16 protein-coding genes are annotated in these 15,201 nt (G+C 68.7%); 9 read left to right on the top strand and 7 right to left on the bottom strand.

All coding sequences use genetic code 11. From position 1 onward, the window contains the following. The first annotated feature begins 291 nt into the window (after positions 1 to 291). The gene (locus ACFVYR_RS36180) at positions 292 to 1,449 is read left to right on the top strand and encodes a threonine synthase (protein ID WP_384262245.1); all 1,158 of its coding nucleotides are present in this window, start codon (positions 292 to 294) and stop codon (positions 1,447 to 1,449) included. 452 nt (positions 1,450 to 1,901) lie between these two features. Here the strand turns inward: ACFVYR_RS36180 and ACFVYR_RS36175 are convergent, their stop codons facing one another. Both ACFVYR_RS36175 and ACFVYR_RS36170 read right to left on the bottom strand, forming a co-directional pair. Beyond that, positions 1,902 to 2,318 (bottom strand): PIN domain nuclease, encoded by a 417-nt coding sequence (locus ACFVYR_RS36175; protein WP_093812988.1) that lies wholly within the window; start codon positions 2,316 to 2,318, stop codon positions 1,902 to 1,904. Continuing rightward, positions 2,315 to 2,566 carry a type II toxin-antitoxin system VapB family antitoxin gene (locus tag ACFVYR_RS36170; RefSeq protein ID WP_384262243.1) on the bottom strand — a complete coding sequence of 84 codons (252 nt, stop codon included), beginning with the start codon at positions 2,564 to 2,566 and terminating at the stop codon, positions 2,315 to 2,317. The genes ACFVYR_RS36175 and ACFVYR_RS36170 overlap by 4 nt, the downstream gene beginning before the upstream one ends. 1,271 nt (positions 2,567 to 3,837) lie before the next feature. Between ACFVYR_RS36170 and ACFVYR_RS36165 the strand changes: the two genes are divergently transcribed. The 3 genes from ACFVYR_RS36165 to ACFVYR_RS36155 all read left to right on the top strand — a co-directional run bounded on the left by ACFVYR_RS36165 (position 3,838) and on the right by ACFVYR_RS36155 (position 6,354). After that, positions 3,838 to 5,406 carry a CBS domain-containing protein gene (locus ACFVYR_RS36165; RefSeq protein WP_384262241.1) on the top strand — a complete coding sequence of 523 codons (1,569 nt, stop codon included), beginning with the start codon at positions 3,838 to 3,840 and terminating at the stop codon, positions 5,404 to 5,406. 142 nt (positions 5,407 to 5,548) lie between these two features. After that, complete coding sequence (locus tag ACFVYR_RS36160) at positions 5,549 to 5,851, top strand: hypothetical protein (protein ID WP_384262239.1); 303 nt, start codon at positions 5,549 to 5,551, stop codon at positions 5,849 to 5,851. Positions 5,852 to 5,856: 5 nt separating this feature from the next. Then, on the top strand, positions 5,857 to 6,354 hold the full coding sequence (locus ACFVYR_RS36155; RefSeq protein ID WP_384262237.1) for a hypothetical protein: 498 nt from the start codon (positions 5,857 to 5,859) through the stop codon (positions 6,352 to 6,354). A gap of 16 nt (positions 6,355 to 6,370) precedes the next feature. On the opposite strand, the gene ACFVYR_RS36150 is transcribed toward ACFVYR_RS36155, so the two are convergent. The 3 genes from ACFVYR_RS36150 to ychF all read right to left on the bottom strand — a co-directional run bounded on the left by ACFVYR_RS36150 (position 6,371) and on the right by ychF (position 8,419). Beyond that, positions 6,371 to 6,784: a PIN domain-containing protein gene (locus ACFVYR_RS36150; protein ID WP_081551890.1), complete on the bottom strand. Its 414-nt coding sequence runs from the start codon at positions 6,782 to 6,784 to the stop codon at positions 6,371 to 6,373. Continuing rightward, complete coding sequence (locus ACFVYR_RS36145) at positions 6,766 to 7,050, bottom strand: hypothetical protein (RefSeq protein WP_384262234.1); 285 nt, start codon at positions 7,048 to 7,050, stop codon at positions 6,766 to 6,768. Before ACFVYR_RS36145 ends, ACFVYR_RS36150 begins: the two co-directional genes overlap by 19 nt. Positions 7,051 to 7,330: 280 nt before the next feature. After that, positions 7,331 to 8,419: a redox-regulated ATPase YchF gene (gene ychF, locus ACFVYR_RS36140; protein ID WP_384262232.1), complete on the bottom strand. Its 1,089-nt coding sequence runs from the start codon at positions 8,417 to 8,419 to the stop codon at positions 7,331 to 7,333. Between the two features lie 197 nt (positions 8,420 to 8,616). Between ychF and ACFVYR_RS36135 the strand changes: the two genes are divergently transcribed. Further along, complete coding sequence (locus ACFVYR_RS36135; RefSeq protein WP_384262229.1) at positions 8,617 to 9,264, top strand: DUF6542 domain-containing protein; 648 nt, start codon at positions 8,617 to 8,619, stop codon at positions 9,262 to 9,264. Between the two features lie 36 nt (positions 9,265 to 9,300). Here the strand turns inward: ACFVYR_RS36135 and ppgK are convergent, their stop codons facing one another. After that, positions 9,301 to 10,056, bottom strand: coding sequence for a polyphosphate--glucose phosphotransferase (gene ppgK, locus ACFVYR_RS36130; RefSeq protein ID WP_384262227.1), 756 nt, complete (start codon positions 10,054 to 10,056; stop codon positions 9,301 to 9,303). A 27-nt stretch (positions 10,057 to 10,083) separates the two neighbouring features. After that, positions 10,084 to 11,076: a 4-hydroxy-3-methylbut-2-enyl diphosphate reductase gene (locus ACFVYR_RS36125; protein WP_384262224.1), complete on the bottom strand. Its 993-nt coding sequence runs from the start codon at positions 11,074 to 11,076 to the stop codon at positions 10,084 to 10,086. 76 nt (positions 11,077 to 11,152) lie between these two features. On the opposite strand from ACFVYR_RS36125, the gene ACFVYR_RS36120 reads away from it, so the two are divergent. The 4 genes from ACFVYR_RS36120 (at position 11,153) to ACFVYR_RS36105 (ending at position 15,053) form a co-directional block, all read left to right on the top strand. Beyond that, entirely contained in the window at positions 11,153 to 12,553 is a 1,401-nt protein-coding gene (locus tag ACFVYR_RS36120; protein ID WP_384262222.1) for an APC family permease, read from the top strand. 169 nt (positions 12,554 to 12,722) lie between these two features. After that, positions 12,723 to 13,997 carry an exodeoxyribonuclease VII large subunit gene (gene xseA, locus ACFVYR_RS36115; RefSeq protein WP_384262220.1) on the top strand — a complete coding sequence of 425 codons (1,275 nt, stop codon included), beginning with the start codon at positions 12,723 to 12,725 and terminating at the stop codon, positions 13,995 to 13,997. Positions 13,998 to 14,006: 9 nt separating this feature from the next. Next, complete coding sequence (locus tag ACFVYR_RS36110) at positions 14,007 to 14,252, top strand: exodeoxyribonuclease VII small subunit (RefSeq protein WP_384262217.1); 246 nt, start codon at positions 14,007 to 14,009, stop codon at positions 14,250 to 14,252. A gap of 210 nt (positions 14,253 to 14,462) precedes the next feature. Beyond that, positions 14,463 to 15,053: a malonic semialdehyde reductase gene (locus ACFVYR_RS36105; RefSeq protein WP_384262215.1), complete on the top strand. Its 591-nt coding sequence runs from the start codon at positions 14,463 to 14,465 to the stop codon at positions 15,051 to 15,053. Positions 15,054 to 15,201: the final 148 nt, after the last annotated feature.

Raw genomic sequence — 15,201 nt, 5'->3', positions numbered from 1 at the left:
CGGGGTGATGCGGGGTGGTGCGGGGTGATGCGGGTTGGTGCGGGGTGGTGCCGCGATGCCCACACCCACACGGGCATACGACAGGGCCATGTCAAGTCGACTCACTCGCTCTTGCCTCTGTCAGAACGAAAGATTGGCGGGTCCATAGGAAACTCACAAGGGTCAGGACAGGACGTAACACGGCGTTCGCGCACCGTTATTGACGCCGCACCGGCCTGGCGCCGAACCCTGCGCGCCACACGGCCATCACCACCACCAACTGCCACCAACCGCCCCAACTAGCCTGCGCGCATGACCCCTGTGACGGAGCCCCACCTGCCCGCCCTCCCGGACTACGTCTGCCCGAACGACGGAACACGCGTCGCGTCGACCACGCTCGCCTGGTCGTGCCCCGCCTGTCGCGGCCCTCTCGACCTGGACTTCTCCCCCGTACCCGCACCGCTCGACAGTCTGTCCCGGCGGGTGAACTCCCTGTGGCGGTACGCGGAGACCCTGCCGCTGCCGACCCCGTCGATCTCTCTCGGCGAGGGCCGCACGCCCCTGGTCGAACTGGAGGGACGGGTTTCGGCCAAGCTGGACTTCCTGATGCCGACGCTCTCCTTCAAGGACCGCGGAGCGGTCGTCCTCGCCGCCCTCGCGCGGCGCCTTGGCCCGGACCGGGTGATCGCCGACAGCAGCGGCAACGCGGGCACGGCCGTTGCCGCGTACTGCGCGCGGGCCGGGCTCCCCTGCACGGTGTACGTCCCCGCCGGTACGTCACCGAAGAAGCTGGAGCAGATCGGCGCGCACGGGGCGCGGCTCGAAGTGGTCGAAGGCGACCGCGAGGCGGCGGCCCGCACGGCCCGCGCCGCCGCCGGCACCCCCGGCACGTTCTACGCCTCCCACGTCCACAACCCCTACTTCCTGCACGGCACGAAGACGTACGTCCACGAACTCTGGGAAGACCTCGGCGGCACGCTGCCCGACGCGCTCGTCGTCCCCGTCGGCAACGGCACCCTGCTGCTCGGCGCGGCACTCGCGGTGCGGGAGCTGTACGGGGCCGGACTCATCAAGAGCCGACCGGCGCTGTACGCCGTGCAGTCCGCGGCGGTCGCCCCGCTCGCCGAGGCGTGGCGGGCCGGTGCGGAAGACCTGGTCGGCGAGACCCCGATGGCGCCCACCTTCGCGGAGGGCATCGCGATCCCACGGCCACTCCGAGCCCGACAGATCCTCCGGGCGGTACGTGACTCCGGGGGCGGCTTCCTCACGGTGACGGAGCAGCAGATCCGCACGGCCCAGACCGACTTGGCGTCGCGCGGCCTCTATGTCGAGTCGACGGGGGTGGCGTGCTGGGCGGCGGTACGGGAGGGCGCGGCCGGGGCCGGCGTGTCCGGGGCCGGCGTGTTCGAGGACCGCTCGGTGGTGGTCCCGCTGTGCGGGGCGGGGGCGAAGGCGGGGCTGGCGGGGTAGAAGGAGCGCTACGCGGGAGCCACGCAAATCCCCGCGACACACACGGCTCGACTCACACGGCTCGACTCACGCTCCGACACGTTGATGTGTGACAGGGCGTTCTCCGGCGAGCACAACAGGCAGGAGCCCTCGCGCAGCGCCGCATAGTCTTCGGCCGAGAAAAGCACCGCGTTGCCGGTGACGCCAAGACGGGAAACAGCTGATGGCTGATCAGCCAACCCAGCGCCCATCCAGCACGGAAAAGGGTCAGGGGCCCGACTTCAGAGAGACGAACCCCTTCTGACCTGCATCTTTACCACGCCAACGACGTGGTGGCGTGTCACCCACTCACACGTTGAACCGGAACTCCACCACAACCGGTCTGACCTGCTGTTATGCGGGCGCATCCCAGCACCATCCCAGCACGAGATTCTCGACAGAGTACAAAAGGATTCGACACCGAAAACACCGGCTCAGTCGGCGGTGCCTGGCTCCACGACCCACTCGGCTTGCAGTCCGCTCACCGAAGCAATCATGTCGAAGTCGCCGTCATAGTGCAGGACCGTGGCTCGATGCCGCTCAGCGGTTGCCGCGATGAGGACGTCGGCCAGCGACAGCGCCCGGTGAAAGCCGGCGTTGAGGGCCAGAGCCTGGATCTCGAGCGCCCGCTCGAACTCCTCGTCATTGCAGGGCAGGTAGTCGAATCCACGGAGCAGGGTCCGCAACCGCAGCGCCTCGGGCTTCCCTCGTGCCGAGTACAGAACCTCGTACTCAGTCGGGGCGCACACAGCCAGGAGCCCATCGCGATCCAGCGCATCCAGCCGAGCCCGCACCGCTGGTTTGCCCCGGCGGGCCAGCGCCGACTTGTCGATGAGGTAGCGCCCGTTCACGCCGCCGAGGACCCGCCTTCACGCTTCAGAGAGCCATCCGGATTCCGCGGCCCCGTCTGCGAGCGGATCTCCGCAAACACGTCCTCGAACTCGCCCTCGTCCATGGCGTCGAACAACTCCCGGCGCAGTCGCAGCTTCACCCCCTCCTCCATAGCCGCCCGCACTGCGGCAGCCTTCGTCTTCGCCCCGTACACCCGCATCGCCTGCTCGACGATCTCGTCGTCCAGATCGATCACAGTCCTGGCCATCTTTCACCCCTCCACCGGTCGACAACCCGGCAATGATATCATTTCCAAGTTGGAAATGATATCTGATCGCAGGCTGAGGACACCAAGATCAAGGCAGGAGTACAGCGCCCGAAATCGATCACCATCTGGAGACTCAGCCCTTCTGCGCAGAACATTGCCGCATCCGCCCTCGCGATGCACGGGCATGCGTGAAGCTCATGGAGCCGACGTGTTGCCGGCTCCATTGACTGTCAGGGCAGGAGTCAGCGAACAGTCACATCCGTTGCTGCGCCACTTGCACTCGCGGGGCCGCCCATACTGCCGGGGCCCCAGCGGAATGAACGATGAGGACGCGAAGATCACAGTCTGACCTCCCCAGCACTTAGCACCCGCCTCAGCGAACCCGTTCACTCCCTAGACTGCCCTACGAAGCGAGCGCAGACAGTGGGGGAACTATGCACCAGACCGTACGACTGGACCTTTTGGGGCTGGCTGTTCCCAGCACGATCCCATCACGGTAGGGATGAGCAGGGGTGATGACAGGTGACAAGGGGGCAACCATCCCAGCACCATCCCAGCACGGGAAGCGCGACAAAGTACAAGAAGACCGAAGATCACCAACGCTACCCGGAAGCGCCCGCACACGCCTGAAGTCTGCGGAACTTCTACGAGCGCCACATCAGGCTCGTGCCACCGCACCGAACCTCGCAGAGCAGCACAGCCTCGCGCTCACTCGCGGTCTCCCCGGACGCCAGCGGCCAGCTCCAACGCCTGGCCGCCGCCCAGAATGCCCGTCCAGACCTCGGGGCCGGCGCGAGCGTCCACAGATCCCGTATACCCCCGGTTTGGCGGGGCATAGTCAGAAGCTTCCGCGCTGTCGCAGGTCAGCCTGCATAGCTCAGCGGGTGGAGCAGGCGCCTTCTAAGCGCTTGGCCGCAGGTTCGTCTCCTGCCGGGGCGCACGTTTATGCAGGTTAGAGGCTGTTCCTGGCTCTTCGTGAGATCGCCCGCAGAGGGCCTTTTCAGCACCTCCGAGGTCATTCTGCGCGTAATACCCCTCGTTGAGAGGGCGCGTCCCACATACGTCCCCGGTTGCGGCACCGACATACGTCTGGCCGCCACTCGCCAGAGAGTCGTCCCTGGTCAGAGCCAGACTGGTGACCTATCAGCCAGGAACAGGGCAGGCGCCAAAGCGGCGCCTGCCCTGTTCCTGGCCGCTGGCTCGATCTGCTCCGCGCCTGTCGTCACGCCGCAACACGCACGTAGATTCATCCCCAACGCGAGCCGCCCGACGTGGATGCGGCTGGAGGGCTTTACGGGTGGGGAACCCTGGTCAGAGCTTGGACAGTCCGCGGGGGCCAGTACGGAGAGCGCGAAGAGCAGGCACTCGACGAGGGCGTGGTGATCGCTGGCTGGGAGGAGGTCGGCGATCTGAGCGGCTGCGCGTCGATCGCTGATGTAGGGGATGTGCTGGCTCGGGCCTATCCGGATGAGCTGCCCGGCCGAGTGGATAACTGGAAGCATCAGCTGTGGCGCTTCATCACGATGGACACCGGGGATCTGGTCGTGATGCCCCGGAAGTTTCTCGGCGTCGTCTCCATCGGACGACTGACCGGCGGGTACGAGTACCGGAGCGAGGCCGCCCCCGGCTTCCGGCACACGCGCAAGGTGGAATGGGTGCGCACCCAGGTCGAGCGGGCCGCGATGGGTGGCGACCTCCGTGACAGCATCGGCGCGTTCCTGACCGTGAGCGAGCTGCGCCGCCGTGACGCGGCACACCGTGTCGAGACACTGGCGCAGACCGGTGTCGACCCGGGCTACAAGGGTGCCGTGGAGCCGCCTGCGGACCCCGATGCGCTGGAGCAGGATGTGCGCGACGAGGGCACCCGGCAGCTGACCGCCCGGGATCTGATCGGTCTGTGGGGCTGGCAGAGGCGCACTGGCGACGTCATCGACCTCGTCGACCGGGAGCTCGCGGCTCGAGGTCTGCAGGTGGCCCCTCACTTCACGGAAGTCCAGCTCGACGGCCTGGTCACGGTCTCCGCGGAGGAGACCACCCTGACGGGAGAGACAGCTCAAGAGCCTTCGGGGACAGACCTTGGTCACACGCCCACAAGGGCCGCGGGCGAGGACCTGAGTCGCCATTGGCGCATCGGCAGCCTCCCCTTCGCCCGCGACGTGGTCACAGTCGGCTTCGACGAACCGCTCAGCCGCGCCATCACACGCATGGTTCAGGGTGACTTCTCCCAGCTTCCGGTGGTGAACCGGAACAACGTGCTGCGTGGGGTCGTCACCTGGGAGAGCATCGCCCGTGCCCAGTTGGGGCACCGCGGCGCCACCATAGCCGCAGCCCTGGATCCGCATCCGCTCACCGCTCAGGAGCAGGAGGAGCTGTTCGTCCGCATCGACGACATCCAGCGCCACGGCTTCCTCATCGTCACCGACGGCGACAATCTCGTGCTCGGCATCCTCACCGCATCCGACTTGGCGGATCAGCTCAAGCTCCGGGTCGAGCCGTTCATCCTCCTCGGCGAGGCGGAGCGGCGGCTGCGCCGCCTCACCGATCGGCTGCCCGTGGACGAGCTGCCCACGGGTTCGGGAGTACGCAAGACGCGCGCCGCGGGCAAGTACCTCACTCTCGGCCAGTATCCGGAAGTCCTCAAGGACGATGCCTGCTGGACGAGGCTGGCGTGGCCGTACGAGCAAGACGATCTCGTGCGCCGCGTCACCTCCGTCAAGGAGTACCGGAATGAGCTGGCTCACTGGGACATGGACGCCCCGGAGACGAAAACCGAGGCACTGACGGAGACCAAGCAGCTTTTGAGCCTGCTGAAGTTGATCGACCACGACCCACGGCCCTGACCGGCTGAGGCGCCCTGGGCCGGGCCTACCCGTCAGGCTTCCGGCTCAGGGCTGTCGAGGCCGAGTTCGATCACCGCGAGTGCACGAGTGCGATGTCCTGATCCTGCCAGCCGACGAGGCTGCACTCTCACGGCAGATCCGGATGGCGCCGCGAGGCAACAAGTGCCTGCTGGCCATCGAGTCCAAGTACTACACCGCCAGCCGGGTCGGCATCGGCCACGCGCGCAATTTCGAAGGGTTGCACACCGACCTGCGGACCGCCCGCAACCTGTTCGTCTCCAACACGGGAGCATCCAGCGTGGTCAAGTACCTGTCCGCCCGCAAGCGCGGATACGAGCGGGAGGTCGTACCGGCCAACGTCAACACCGCTGGCTACACACGTGGCCAGATCCGCGAGGCGTTCAAGATCTACCTCGGCAAGACGGCTCCGTCCACGGTGATCTGATTCAGATGCGCACCGCCGCGACCGTCGACAACGTCCACGTACGCCCGGTCTCGGGCTCAGCTGCGTGCACCACGATGTCGGCCCACTGCCCCTCCCGGACGTCCACCCGCACCCCAAGCCAGTTCAGCCAGATCCCTATCGACGACCCTGAACCCAAGCCGTTTCGCATCAATGCCAGCAATAACTACTCTCGCCGTAAACACACCCTCTATATGTCTCACCCGAACGAGGAGTCCTTTCAGCAGTCCAGAATTCCCGCAAGGGCAGCGGGCATCGTCTCCGGGGTCAGGGCACCCAGGGAACGGCGGGTCCATGCCACATCACTTCCGCCCGGGCAGGAGCGGACCGAGGTCGAGGCGTGGCTCGCGTTCGCGGACGCGCACCTGCAAAACCTCACCGAATCGGTTTCAGCGCCGAAACTGCCCACGCCGCCGAAACCCAGCGGCGACGACCTCAAGCCCTTCCTCGGTCACTGGAGCCCCTACGGACCCCGCTCCTACTGAGCCGGACCAAGGGAAATCACACCGCCACGAGCCTAACCCGCTCGCCGCACAGCTTGGCCATGTCATCGATGTCGGAAGTCAGCATGACCACGGGGCGGTGCTGGCGCAGCGCGGCCTCGGCGACGGCCGCATCGATCGCGTACTTGTGTCCGTGCAACCCGGCATTCATCAGCAACTTCGAGGCCGCCCTCGCCTCCTCGTCACCGACCGGGACGACCCGCAGCCCGGAAAGCACCCAATTCAGGCGCGACTTGTTCGTACGGGCGTGGACTGCCTCGATGATGGTGAGCGCACTGATCACGACCTCCATACCGCGCGAGCGCGCCTCAGCGATCAGAGCCACCACCTGCTCGTCGTCGGCGAGCAGCTTCGAGAGTCCTTCACTGTCTAGGACCAGCGTCCCCTCGTGACTCAGCCTGCGGCGGGCCACTCGGCCTCCTCGGCGAACACCTCGTCGAAGACCTGCCGCGCCCATTGACGAGCCGGCTCGGAGACCGGCCCCTTACGGCTCTCATAGTCCGCCAGGTACTCATCCAGGACCTGCCCGCGCAGCTCGCGCTCGACCGCCTCGGCGATGAACGCGGAGAACTCGCGCTTCCCCACCCGCGCCCGGATCGCCTCCGCGGTCCCCTCCGGCAGCGACAGGCTCACCCGCGTCGCCGGGCCTTCCCCGATGCTGTACGTCGTCTCAGCCACGCCCCCGATTGTGTCAAACGAGTAGGAAAAGTGCCACGTCTGCACTGCCTTCACACTCGGCCAGCGCCCCGCTCGCGCAAATCCCAGCACGGACGCCCTCATCCCATCCCAGCTCAATCCCAGCACGATACGGATGACCAGGGATGACGACAGGCGACGAGGGGTCGGCCATCCCAGCACCAACCCAGCACGGGAAAATACAAAGGGCCCGACCCCGAAGAGTCGGACCCTCCCTGACCTGCACGTTTGCCAGGTCAGCGACGTGGCGGTAAGTCAGCCGCTACACGTTGAAGCGGAACTCCACCACATCCCCGTCCTGCATCACATACTCCTTGCCTTCCATGCGGGCCTTGCCCGCCGCGCGGGCGTCGGCCACTGAGCCCGTCTCGACCAGGTCCTCGAAAGAGATGACCTCGGCCTTGATGAAGCCCTTCTGGAAGTCGGTGTGGATGACGCCGGCCGCCTCGGGGGCCGTCGCGCCCTTTTTGATCGTCCAGGCGCGGGATTCCTTCGGGCCTGCCGTGAGGTAGGTCTGGAGGCCGAGCGTGCGGAAGCCGACGTGGGCGAGCGTGGCGAGGCCGGGCTCCTCCTGGCCCACGGACTGGAGGAGTTCGAGCGCCTCCTCGTCGTCCAGCTCCGCGAGGTCTGCCTCCAGCTTGGCGTTGAGGAAGATCGCCTCGGCAGGGGCGACGAGCGCGCGCTGCTCCGCCTTGAAGTCGTCGTCCGTCAGCTCGTCCTCGTCCACGTTGAAGACGTAGAGGAAGGGCTTGGTGGTGAGGAGGTGGAGGTCGTGGAGGAGTTCCTCCTTGCCGGAGCCCTGGACGATGCCGGCGGAGAAGAGCGTGTCGCCCTTTTCCAGGATCGCCTGGGCCTCCTCGACCGCCTTCACCTTCGGGGCGACGTCCTTCTTGATGCGCGACTCCTTCTGGAGGCGCGGCAGGACCTTCTCGATGGTCTGGAGGTCGGCGAGGATCAGCTCGGTGTTGATCGTCTCGATGTCGTCCTTGGGCGAGACCTTGCCGTCGACGTGCACGACGTTCTCGTCCTTGAAGGCGCGGATGACCTGGCAGATCGCGTCCGACTCGCGAATGTTGGCGAGGAACTTGTTGCCCAGGCCCTCGCCCTCGCTCGCGCCGCGCACGATGCCCGCGATGTCGACGAAGTCGACCGTCGCGGGGAGGACCTTCTGCGAGGAGAAGATCTCGGCCAGTTTCGTGAGGCGGGGGTCGGGGACACCGACCACGCCCACGTTCGGCTCGATCGTCGCGAACGGGTAGTTGGCCGCAAGGACGTCGTTCTTGGTCAGGGCGTTGAACAGGGTCGACTTGCCGACATTCGGCAGACCGACGATTCCGATCGTGAGCGACACGTTGCGACTTCCCGTACGTGAGGGCTGTGGGTGGACGGCCCGGAGGGCCGGAGCGACCGTGGGGCGATCCCCCAGTCTACGGCGTGCCGCCGACGCCCCCGCCTGCCCGTCATCCAGGCCTCGAACGGATGGCCAAGGTCGTCCCAAAGGCGTGTCCCGCGACCGGATCGGCGCCGTGTCCCGCCTAGGTTGGTCCAGTGGAGCAACACAGGACGCGCCCCCCTCAGTCCGCCCCGAGGAGCACCTCGCCGGCCCGGCCCCGCCGGACGACCGCCCCGCTGCCCCCGCAGGGCCGGCCCGCCGCGTCGCGCACCGTGTACCGGGCCGCGCCGCGCCCACGCCGTCCCGCCCCACCGTTCGTACGGGCCCTGCGCCGCACCCCGCTGTACCGCACGCTGCGGCGGATCCCGAACCCCCGCCTGACCGGGCTCGGCAGCGGGCTCTTCTGCACGGCCGTGATGTTCCTGCTCGCGTGCCTGCTCTGGCTGGTCGGGGGCTCCGTCGTCGCGTACGGCGTGCTGTTCCTGCCCGTGGCCGCGCTCACGGCGCTGTGGGTGCGCCCGGCCGACCTCGTCACCGCCCCGGTGGGCGTGCCGATCGCCTTCGCGGCCGGGGTGCTGCCCATCTCCGAGGGGTCGGGCGGCTTCGGCGGCCAGCTCATAGGGCTCGTGACGACGCTGGCGTTCCACGCGGGCTGGCTGTACGGGGGGACTCTCGTCGCCGGACTCATCGTGATCGTACGCAGGGTTCAACTGATGACGGAGCGGCGCAGGACCGGTCCGCAGCAGAAGCAGCAGCCGCCGGCGCCGCCGCCGCCCGGCGGGAAGCGACTGCCCGTCGCGTGAGCCCCGGCCCCGCGGGGCCCACGCGACGTGTCCGGCTCACCCGGCCGACGTCTGCGCCTCCGCCGCCGCCATCGCCGCTCCCACGATGCCCGCGTCGTTCTGCAGCTGGGCCGGGACGATCTCCGCGGTGATGCCCTCGATGAGCGGCAGGAACTTGTGCGCCTTGCGGCTCACCCCGCCGCCGATGATGAACAGTTCCGGCGAGAACAGCATCTCCACGTGCGCGAGGTACTTCTGTACCCGGCGCGCCCAGTGCTCCCAGCTCAGGTCCTCGTCCTCGCGCGCCTTGGAGGAGGCCTTCTTCTCCGCGTCGTGGCCGCGCAGTTCGAGGTGGCCGAGCTCGGTGTTCGGGACGAGTCTGCCGTTGGTGAAGAGCGCGCTGCCGATGCCCGTGCCGAGGGTGAGCAGAAGGACCGTGCCGGTACGGCCGCGGCCCGCGCCGAAGTGCATCTCGGCGACGCCCGCCGCGTCCGCGTCGTTCAGGACGGTGACCGGAACGCCGCCGAGGCGGTCGGCGATCAGCGCCTGGATGTCCGTACCGATCCAGCTCTTGTCGACGTTGGCGGCCGTCCGCGCCGTGCCGCCGGCGATCACTCCGGGGAAGGTCGCCCCGATGGCGCCCTTCCAGCCGAAGTGCTCGACGACCTCGCGCACTCCCTCGACCACGGCGTCCGGCGTCGCCGGATGCGGGGTCAGTACCTTGTGCCGCTCTTGCGTCAGGTCTCCACGGTCCAGGTCCACGGGAGCGCCCTTGATCCCTGATCCGCCGATGTCCACACCGAAGATCTGCATGGCTCCCACCGTACGACGCGCTCGTGCTCAGCGCTGGGACAGCTCGGCCGCCTCGGCGCGCAGGTCCCTGCGGAGCTCCTTGGGGAGGGAGAAGGTGATGGACTCCTCGGCGGTCTTCACCGTCTCCACGTCGCCGTAGCCCCGCTCGGCCAGCCACTCGATGACGCCGTCCACCAGGACGTCCGGCACGGAGGCGCCCGAGGTCAGGCCGACCGTGGTCACGCCCTCCAGCCAGGCCTCTTCGATCTCGTCGGCCTTGTCGACCAGGTACGAGGCGGCGGCGCCCGCGTCCAGGGCGACCTCGACCATGCGGATGGAGTTCGAGGAGTTCTTGGAGCCGACGACGATGACCAGCTCGGCGTCCTCGGCGAGCTTCTTCACGGCGGTCTGGCGGTTCTGCGTGGCGTAGCAGATGTCGTCGCTGGGCGGCGAGAGCAGGTTGGGGAACTTGCCCTTCAGGGCGTCGACCGTCTCCATCGTCTCGTCGACGGAGAGCGTGGTCTGGGAGAGCCAGACGACCTTGTCGGGGTCGCGGACCTCGACGTTCGCGACGTCGTCGGGGCCGTCGACCAGCGTGATGTGGTCGGGCGCCTCGCCGGACGTGCCGATGACTTCCTCATGGCCCTCGTGCCCGATGAGGAGGATGTCGAAGTCCTCCTTGGCGAACCGGACCGCTTCCTTGTGGACCTTCGTGACCAGCGGGCACGTCGCGTCGATGGTCGCGAGCTTGCGCTCGGCGGCCTCCGCGTGGACGGTCGGCGCGACACCGTGCGCGGAGAACATGACGATGGAGCCCTCGGGGACCTCCTCCGTCTGCTCGACGAAGATCGCGCCCTTCTTCTCCAGGGTCTGCACCACGTACTTGTTGTGGACGATCTCGTGGCGGACGTAGATCGGGGCCCCGTACTGCTCCAGGGCCTTCTCGACGGCGATCACGGCACGGTCCACGCCGGCGCAGTAGCCACGGGGAGCGGCGAGCAGGACACGGCGGGTGCCAGGCGTAGCAGTCATACGCACCATCGTAAGGCCGCGTCCAGCGCGTCAAAGATCGCCTGGTTGGGGAGACTGGGGGCCTGCGTTGATCTACGGAGGCACGATGTCCGGTCAGTCCGCCCGTACGGGAGCCCATGCAGAGGGCGCCGAGCCCGCCGAGGGTACGGGGCTGCGGCGAAGTCTCGGCTTCCGTGACCTCGTGGTCTACGGGCTGCTCTTCATCGCCCCCATGGCGCCGGTCGGTGTCTTCGGGACGCTCGACGCGAAGTCGCACGGCGCCGTCGCCCTCGTCTACCTGGTCGCCACGGTCGCGATGGCGTTCACCGCATTCAGTTACGCGCAGATGGTACGGGTCGTCCCCCAGGCGGGGTCCGTCTTCGCCTACGCGCGCGTGGGGCTCGGCAAGGGCCCGGGGTTCATCGCCGGATGGATGGCGATGCTCGACTACCTCCTCATCCCGGCGGTCGCGTACCTCTTCTCCGGCATCGCCATGAACTCCCTCGTGCCGTCGGTGTCCCGCTGGGTGTGGACGGCGCTCGCGGTGCTCATCACGACCGCGCTGAACGTGTGGGGTGTACGGGCGGCGGCGCGGGTCGGCTTCGCGGTGCTCGCCCTGGAGGTCGTGGTCCTGCTCGTCTTCGTCGTGGCTGCGGTGGTCGTCCTGGTCCGGGACGGGGCGCAGCGCGACTGGCTCTCACCGCTGACGGGTGACGGCTCGCAGGGTGCGTTCGCGCTGTCGGCGGTGGTCGGCGCGGTGTCGATCGCCGTCCTGTCGTACCTGGGCTTCGACGCGATCGCGTCCTTCGCGGAGGAGGTGACGGGCGGGTCGGCGAAGGTCGCGCGGGCGGTGCTGTTCTGTCTGGCGCTCGCGGGTCTGCTGTTCATCGCCCAGACCTACCTGGTGGCCCTCCTCGAACCGCTCTCGTCGGCCGATCTCGCGGCGGATCCCGGCAAGCAGGGCACGGCCTTCTACGACGCGGTGGACTCGGCGGCCGGCACGTGGCTGCACGATCTGGTGGCCGCGAGCAAGGCGATCGGCGCGGCCTTCGCGGCGCTCGCCGGGCAGGCGGCCGCGGGGCGGCTGCTCTACGCGATGGCCCGTGACCGCCGGCTGCCGAGGGCCCTGTCCAGGACGGACGCCGGGACCCCGCGGATCGCGCTGCTGTGCGCGGCGGTGGTGACGCTGGTCGCCGCGGTGTGGGCGGCGCGGCGCGACGACGGCATGGACCATCTGGTGTCGGTGGTCGACATCGGCGCGCTCACGGCGTTCCTGCTGCTGCACGCGAGCGTGGTGGGCTGGTTCGCGGTCCGTCACCGCGAGGACGACTTCACCTGGTGGCGTCATCTGCTGATCCCGGTGCTCGGTGCGGCGATCGTGGTGGCGGTCATCTGGGAGGCGTCGGGCTCCGCGCAGGTGGTGGGGGCGGTCTGGTTGGCGGTGGGGTTGGTGGTGCTGGTGGTGCAGGGAGCGAGCCGCGGGGGCGAGGCCCGCCGGGATACGTAGCGGGAGCATGACGCGCGGATCCGCCCGAGCCCCCCAGGGGCGCGGGGAACCGCGCGCCCGGCCCCCACGACCCGCACGAGGTGAACCGACGGAAAGGGCCCCCGCCCACGCACCACCGCACGCCACCGCACACGAACGCCGTGTCATACCCGGCGGCTACGCTCGGCGCATGGCTCTCAACACGTCCGCGGACGCACCCCTCCCCGTGGGGGAGGTGTCGCGGCTCATCGGCGGGTGGATCGACCGGCTCGGTGCCATCTGGGTCGAGGGGCAGATCACCCAGCTCTCCCGCAGGCCCGGCGCCGGCGTCGTCTTCATGACGTTGCGCGACCCGTCGCACGACATCTCGGTGAGCGTCACCTGCTACCGCCAGGTGTTCGACGCGGTGGCGGACGTCGTCTCCGAGGGCGCCCGCGTCGTCGTACGCGCCAAGCCCGAGTGGTACGAGCGGCGGGGGCAGCTGTCGCTGCGGGCCGCCGAGATAAAGCCGGTCGGCGTCGGTGAGCTGCTCGCACGGATCGAGCAGTTGAAGAAGAGCCTCGCCGCGGAGGGGCTCTTCTCACCCGAGCGCAAGAAGCCGCTGCCGTTCCTGCCGCAGCTCATCGGGCTCGTCACCGGCCGCGCCTCCGCCGCCGAGCGGGACGTCCTGGAGAACGCCAGGCACCGCTGGCCCGCCGTCCGCTTCGAGGTGCGCAACGTCCCCGTCCAGGGCGTGCACGCCGTGCCGCAGGTCGTCCAGGCCGTGAAGGACCTCGACGCGCACGACGAGGTCGACGTGATCATCGTGGCGCGGGGTGGCGGCAGCGTGGAGGATCTGCTGCCGTTCTCGGACGAGCAGCTCGTACGGGCCGTCGCCTCCTGCCGTACGCCCGTCGTCTCCGCGATCGGCCACGAGCCGGACAACCCCCTTCTCGACCACGTGGCGGACCTGCGCGCCTCCACCCCCACCGACGCCGCCAAGAAGGTCGTGCCGGACGTCGGCGAGGAGTACGAGCGCGTGCAGTGGCTCCGGGACCGCGCCCGGCGCAGCGTCGACGCCCTCCTCGACCGCGAGACCCGCGGCCTCGCGCACGCCCTGGCCCGCCCCTGCATGGAGCATCCGCACCGCATGGTCGAGGAGCGCGAGGAGCAGGTCGCGGCGCTGGTCGACCGCAGCCGCCGCACGCTCGGCCACCTCCTCGACCGGGCGGGCTCGGAGCTGACGCACACGCACGCGCGCGTGGTGGCCCTCTCCCCCGCCGCGACCCTCCAGAGGGGGTACGCGGTACTGCAGAAGCCGGACGGCACGGTGGTCCGGGCGCCGGGAGAAGTGGACGTCGACGACGAGCTGCGGGCACGCGTCGCCGAGGGCGCCTTCACCGTACGAGCGACGGAGTCCGTGCGGTCGCCGGAAACCGCCCGGGCAAGGGAAACCACACAAAATGACGACAACGCCGAGATTTAGGGTGGGCGCATGACCAGCAAGACGGACGAGACCGCGGTCCCCACGGACGCCCTCGGCTACGAGCAGGCGCGGGACGAGCTCATCGAGGTCGTACGCCGCCTGGAGACCGGCGGGACGACCCTGGAGGAGTCACTGGCGCTCTGGGAGCGCGGCGAGGAGCTGGCGAAGGTGTGCCGCCGCTGGCTGGACGGCGCGCGGGCCCGGCTCGACGCGGCCCTGGCGGGCCCGGAGACGGACGACGACCCGGACGCCTGAGGAGCCCGCACCTCAAGGAGCCCAATCCTGACGAGGCAGCACTGCCGAGCCCAGTCCTGCCGAGTCCGAAACAGCGCCTACCTGCGGTTTGTGAACCGGATCACCCAGCTCCACTTTTGATTGAAAGTTGAACAGAAGCGGCGTACTGTCGTATCCGCGAGCCCGGTGACGGGTCCGCCAGACACTTCGTACGTTCAAGAAGGTTGATCCATGTCTCTCGTACTTGACCCCGCCGCCCAGGACCTGCTCTTCCGCGAGGCCCGCACCGCGAACACCTTCACCGACGAGCCGGTCACCGAGGAGCAGGTCCAGGCGATCTACGACCTGGTCAAATACGGCCCGACCGCCTTCAACCAGTCGCCGCTCCGCGTCACCCTGGTCCGCTCCCCCGAGGCCCGCGAGCGCCTGGTCAAGCACATGGCCGAGGGCAACCGCCCGAAGACGGCCGCCGCGCCGCTCGTCGCGATCCTCTCCGCGGACAACGAGTTCCACGAGGAGCTCCCGGCGCTGTTCCCGCACTTCCCGCAGGCCAAGGACGCCTTCTTCTCGGAGCGCCCGGTCCGCGAGCAGGCCGCCCTGGTGAACGCCACGCTGCAGGCCGGCTACTTCATCGTCGGCGTCCGCGCCGCGGGTCTGGCCGCGGGCCCGATGACCGGCTTCGACTTCGCCGGCGTCCAGAAGGAGTTCCTGGACGACGACCACACCCCGCTGATGATCGTCAACATCGGCAAGCCGGGCGACGACGCCTGGTTCCCGCGCTCCCCGCGCCTGGCCTACGACGACGTCATCACCACGGTCTGAGCCTGAGCCCGCACCAGCCAGCAGCCGCACACGCGAAGGGCCCCCGGCACGTCGGCGAATTCAAGGGGTCGTCGCAACACGGTGATCAACTGGCTGTTGCCAGGAGCTTAGCGAGGCGCTCGGCTGGGGTTTCCCAGCCGAGCGTTTT

Origin of the sequence: Streptomyces sp. NPDC058284, from assembly GCF_042881135.1 — a bacterium.
Taxonomy (GTDB): domain Bacteria; phylum Actinomycetota; class Actinomycetes; order Streptomycetales; family Streptomycetaceae; genus Streptomyces.
This window is presented reverse-complemented; position numbering and strand designations above follow the sequence as displayed.

Coding starts and splice junctions, on each gene's coding strand:
- ACFVYR_RS36180 (WP_384262245.1), top strand. CDS start 292: ATGACCCCTGTGACGGAGCCCCACCTGCCCGCCCTCCCGGACTACGTC.
- ACFVYR_RS36170 (WP_384262243.1), bottom strand. CDS start 2,566: ATGGCCAGGACTGTGATCGATCTGGACGACGAGATCGTCGAGCAGGCG.
- ACFVYR_RS36160 (WP_384262239.1), top strand. CDS start 5,549: ATGGCGCCGCGAGGCAACAAGTGCCTGCTGGCCATCGAGTCCAAGTAC.
- ACFVYR_RS36155 (WP_384262237.1), top strand. CDS start 5,857: ATGCGCACCGCCGCGACCGTCGACAACGTCCACGTACGCCCGGTCTCG.
- ppgK (WP_384262227.1), bottom strand. CDS start 10,056: ATGCAGATCTTCGGTGTGGACATCGGCGGATCAGGGATCAAGGGCGCT.
- ACFVYR_RS36125 (WP_384262224.1), bottom strand. CDS start 11,076: ATGGTGCGTATGACTGCTACGCCTGGCACCCGCCGTGTCCTGCTCGCC.
- ACFVYR_RS36120 (WP_384262222.1), top strand. CDS start 11,153: ATGTCCGGTCAGTCCGCCCGTACGGGAGCCCATGCAGAGGGCGCCGAG.
- xseA (WP_384262220.1), top strand. CDS start 12,723: ATGGCTCTCAACACGTCCGCGGACGCACCCCTCCCCGTGGGGGAGGTG.
- ACFVYR_RS36110 (WP_384262217.1), top strand. CDS start 14,007: ATGACCAGCAAGACGGACGAGACCGCGGTCCCCACGGACGCCCTCGGC.
- ACFVYR_RS36105 (WP_384262215.1), top strand. CDS start 14,463: ATGTCTCTCGTACTTGACCCCGCCGCCCAGGACCTGCTCTTCCGCGAG.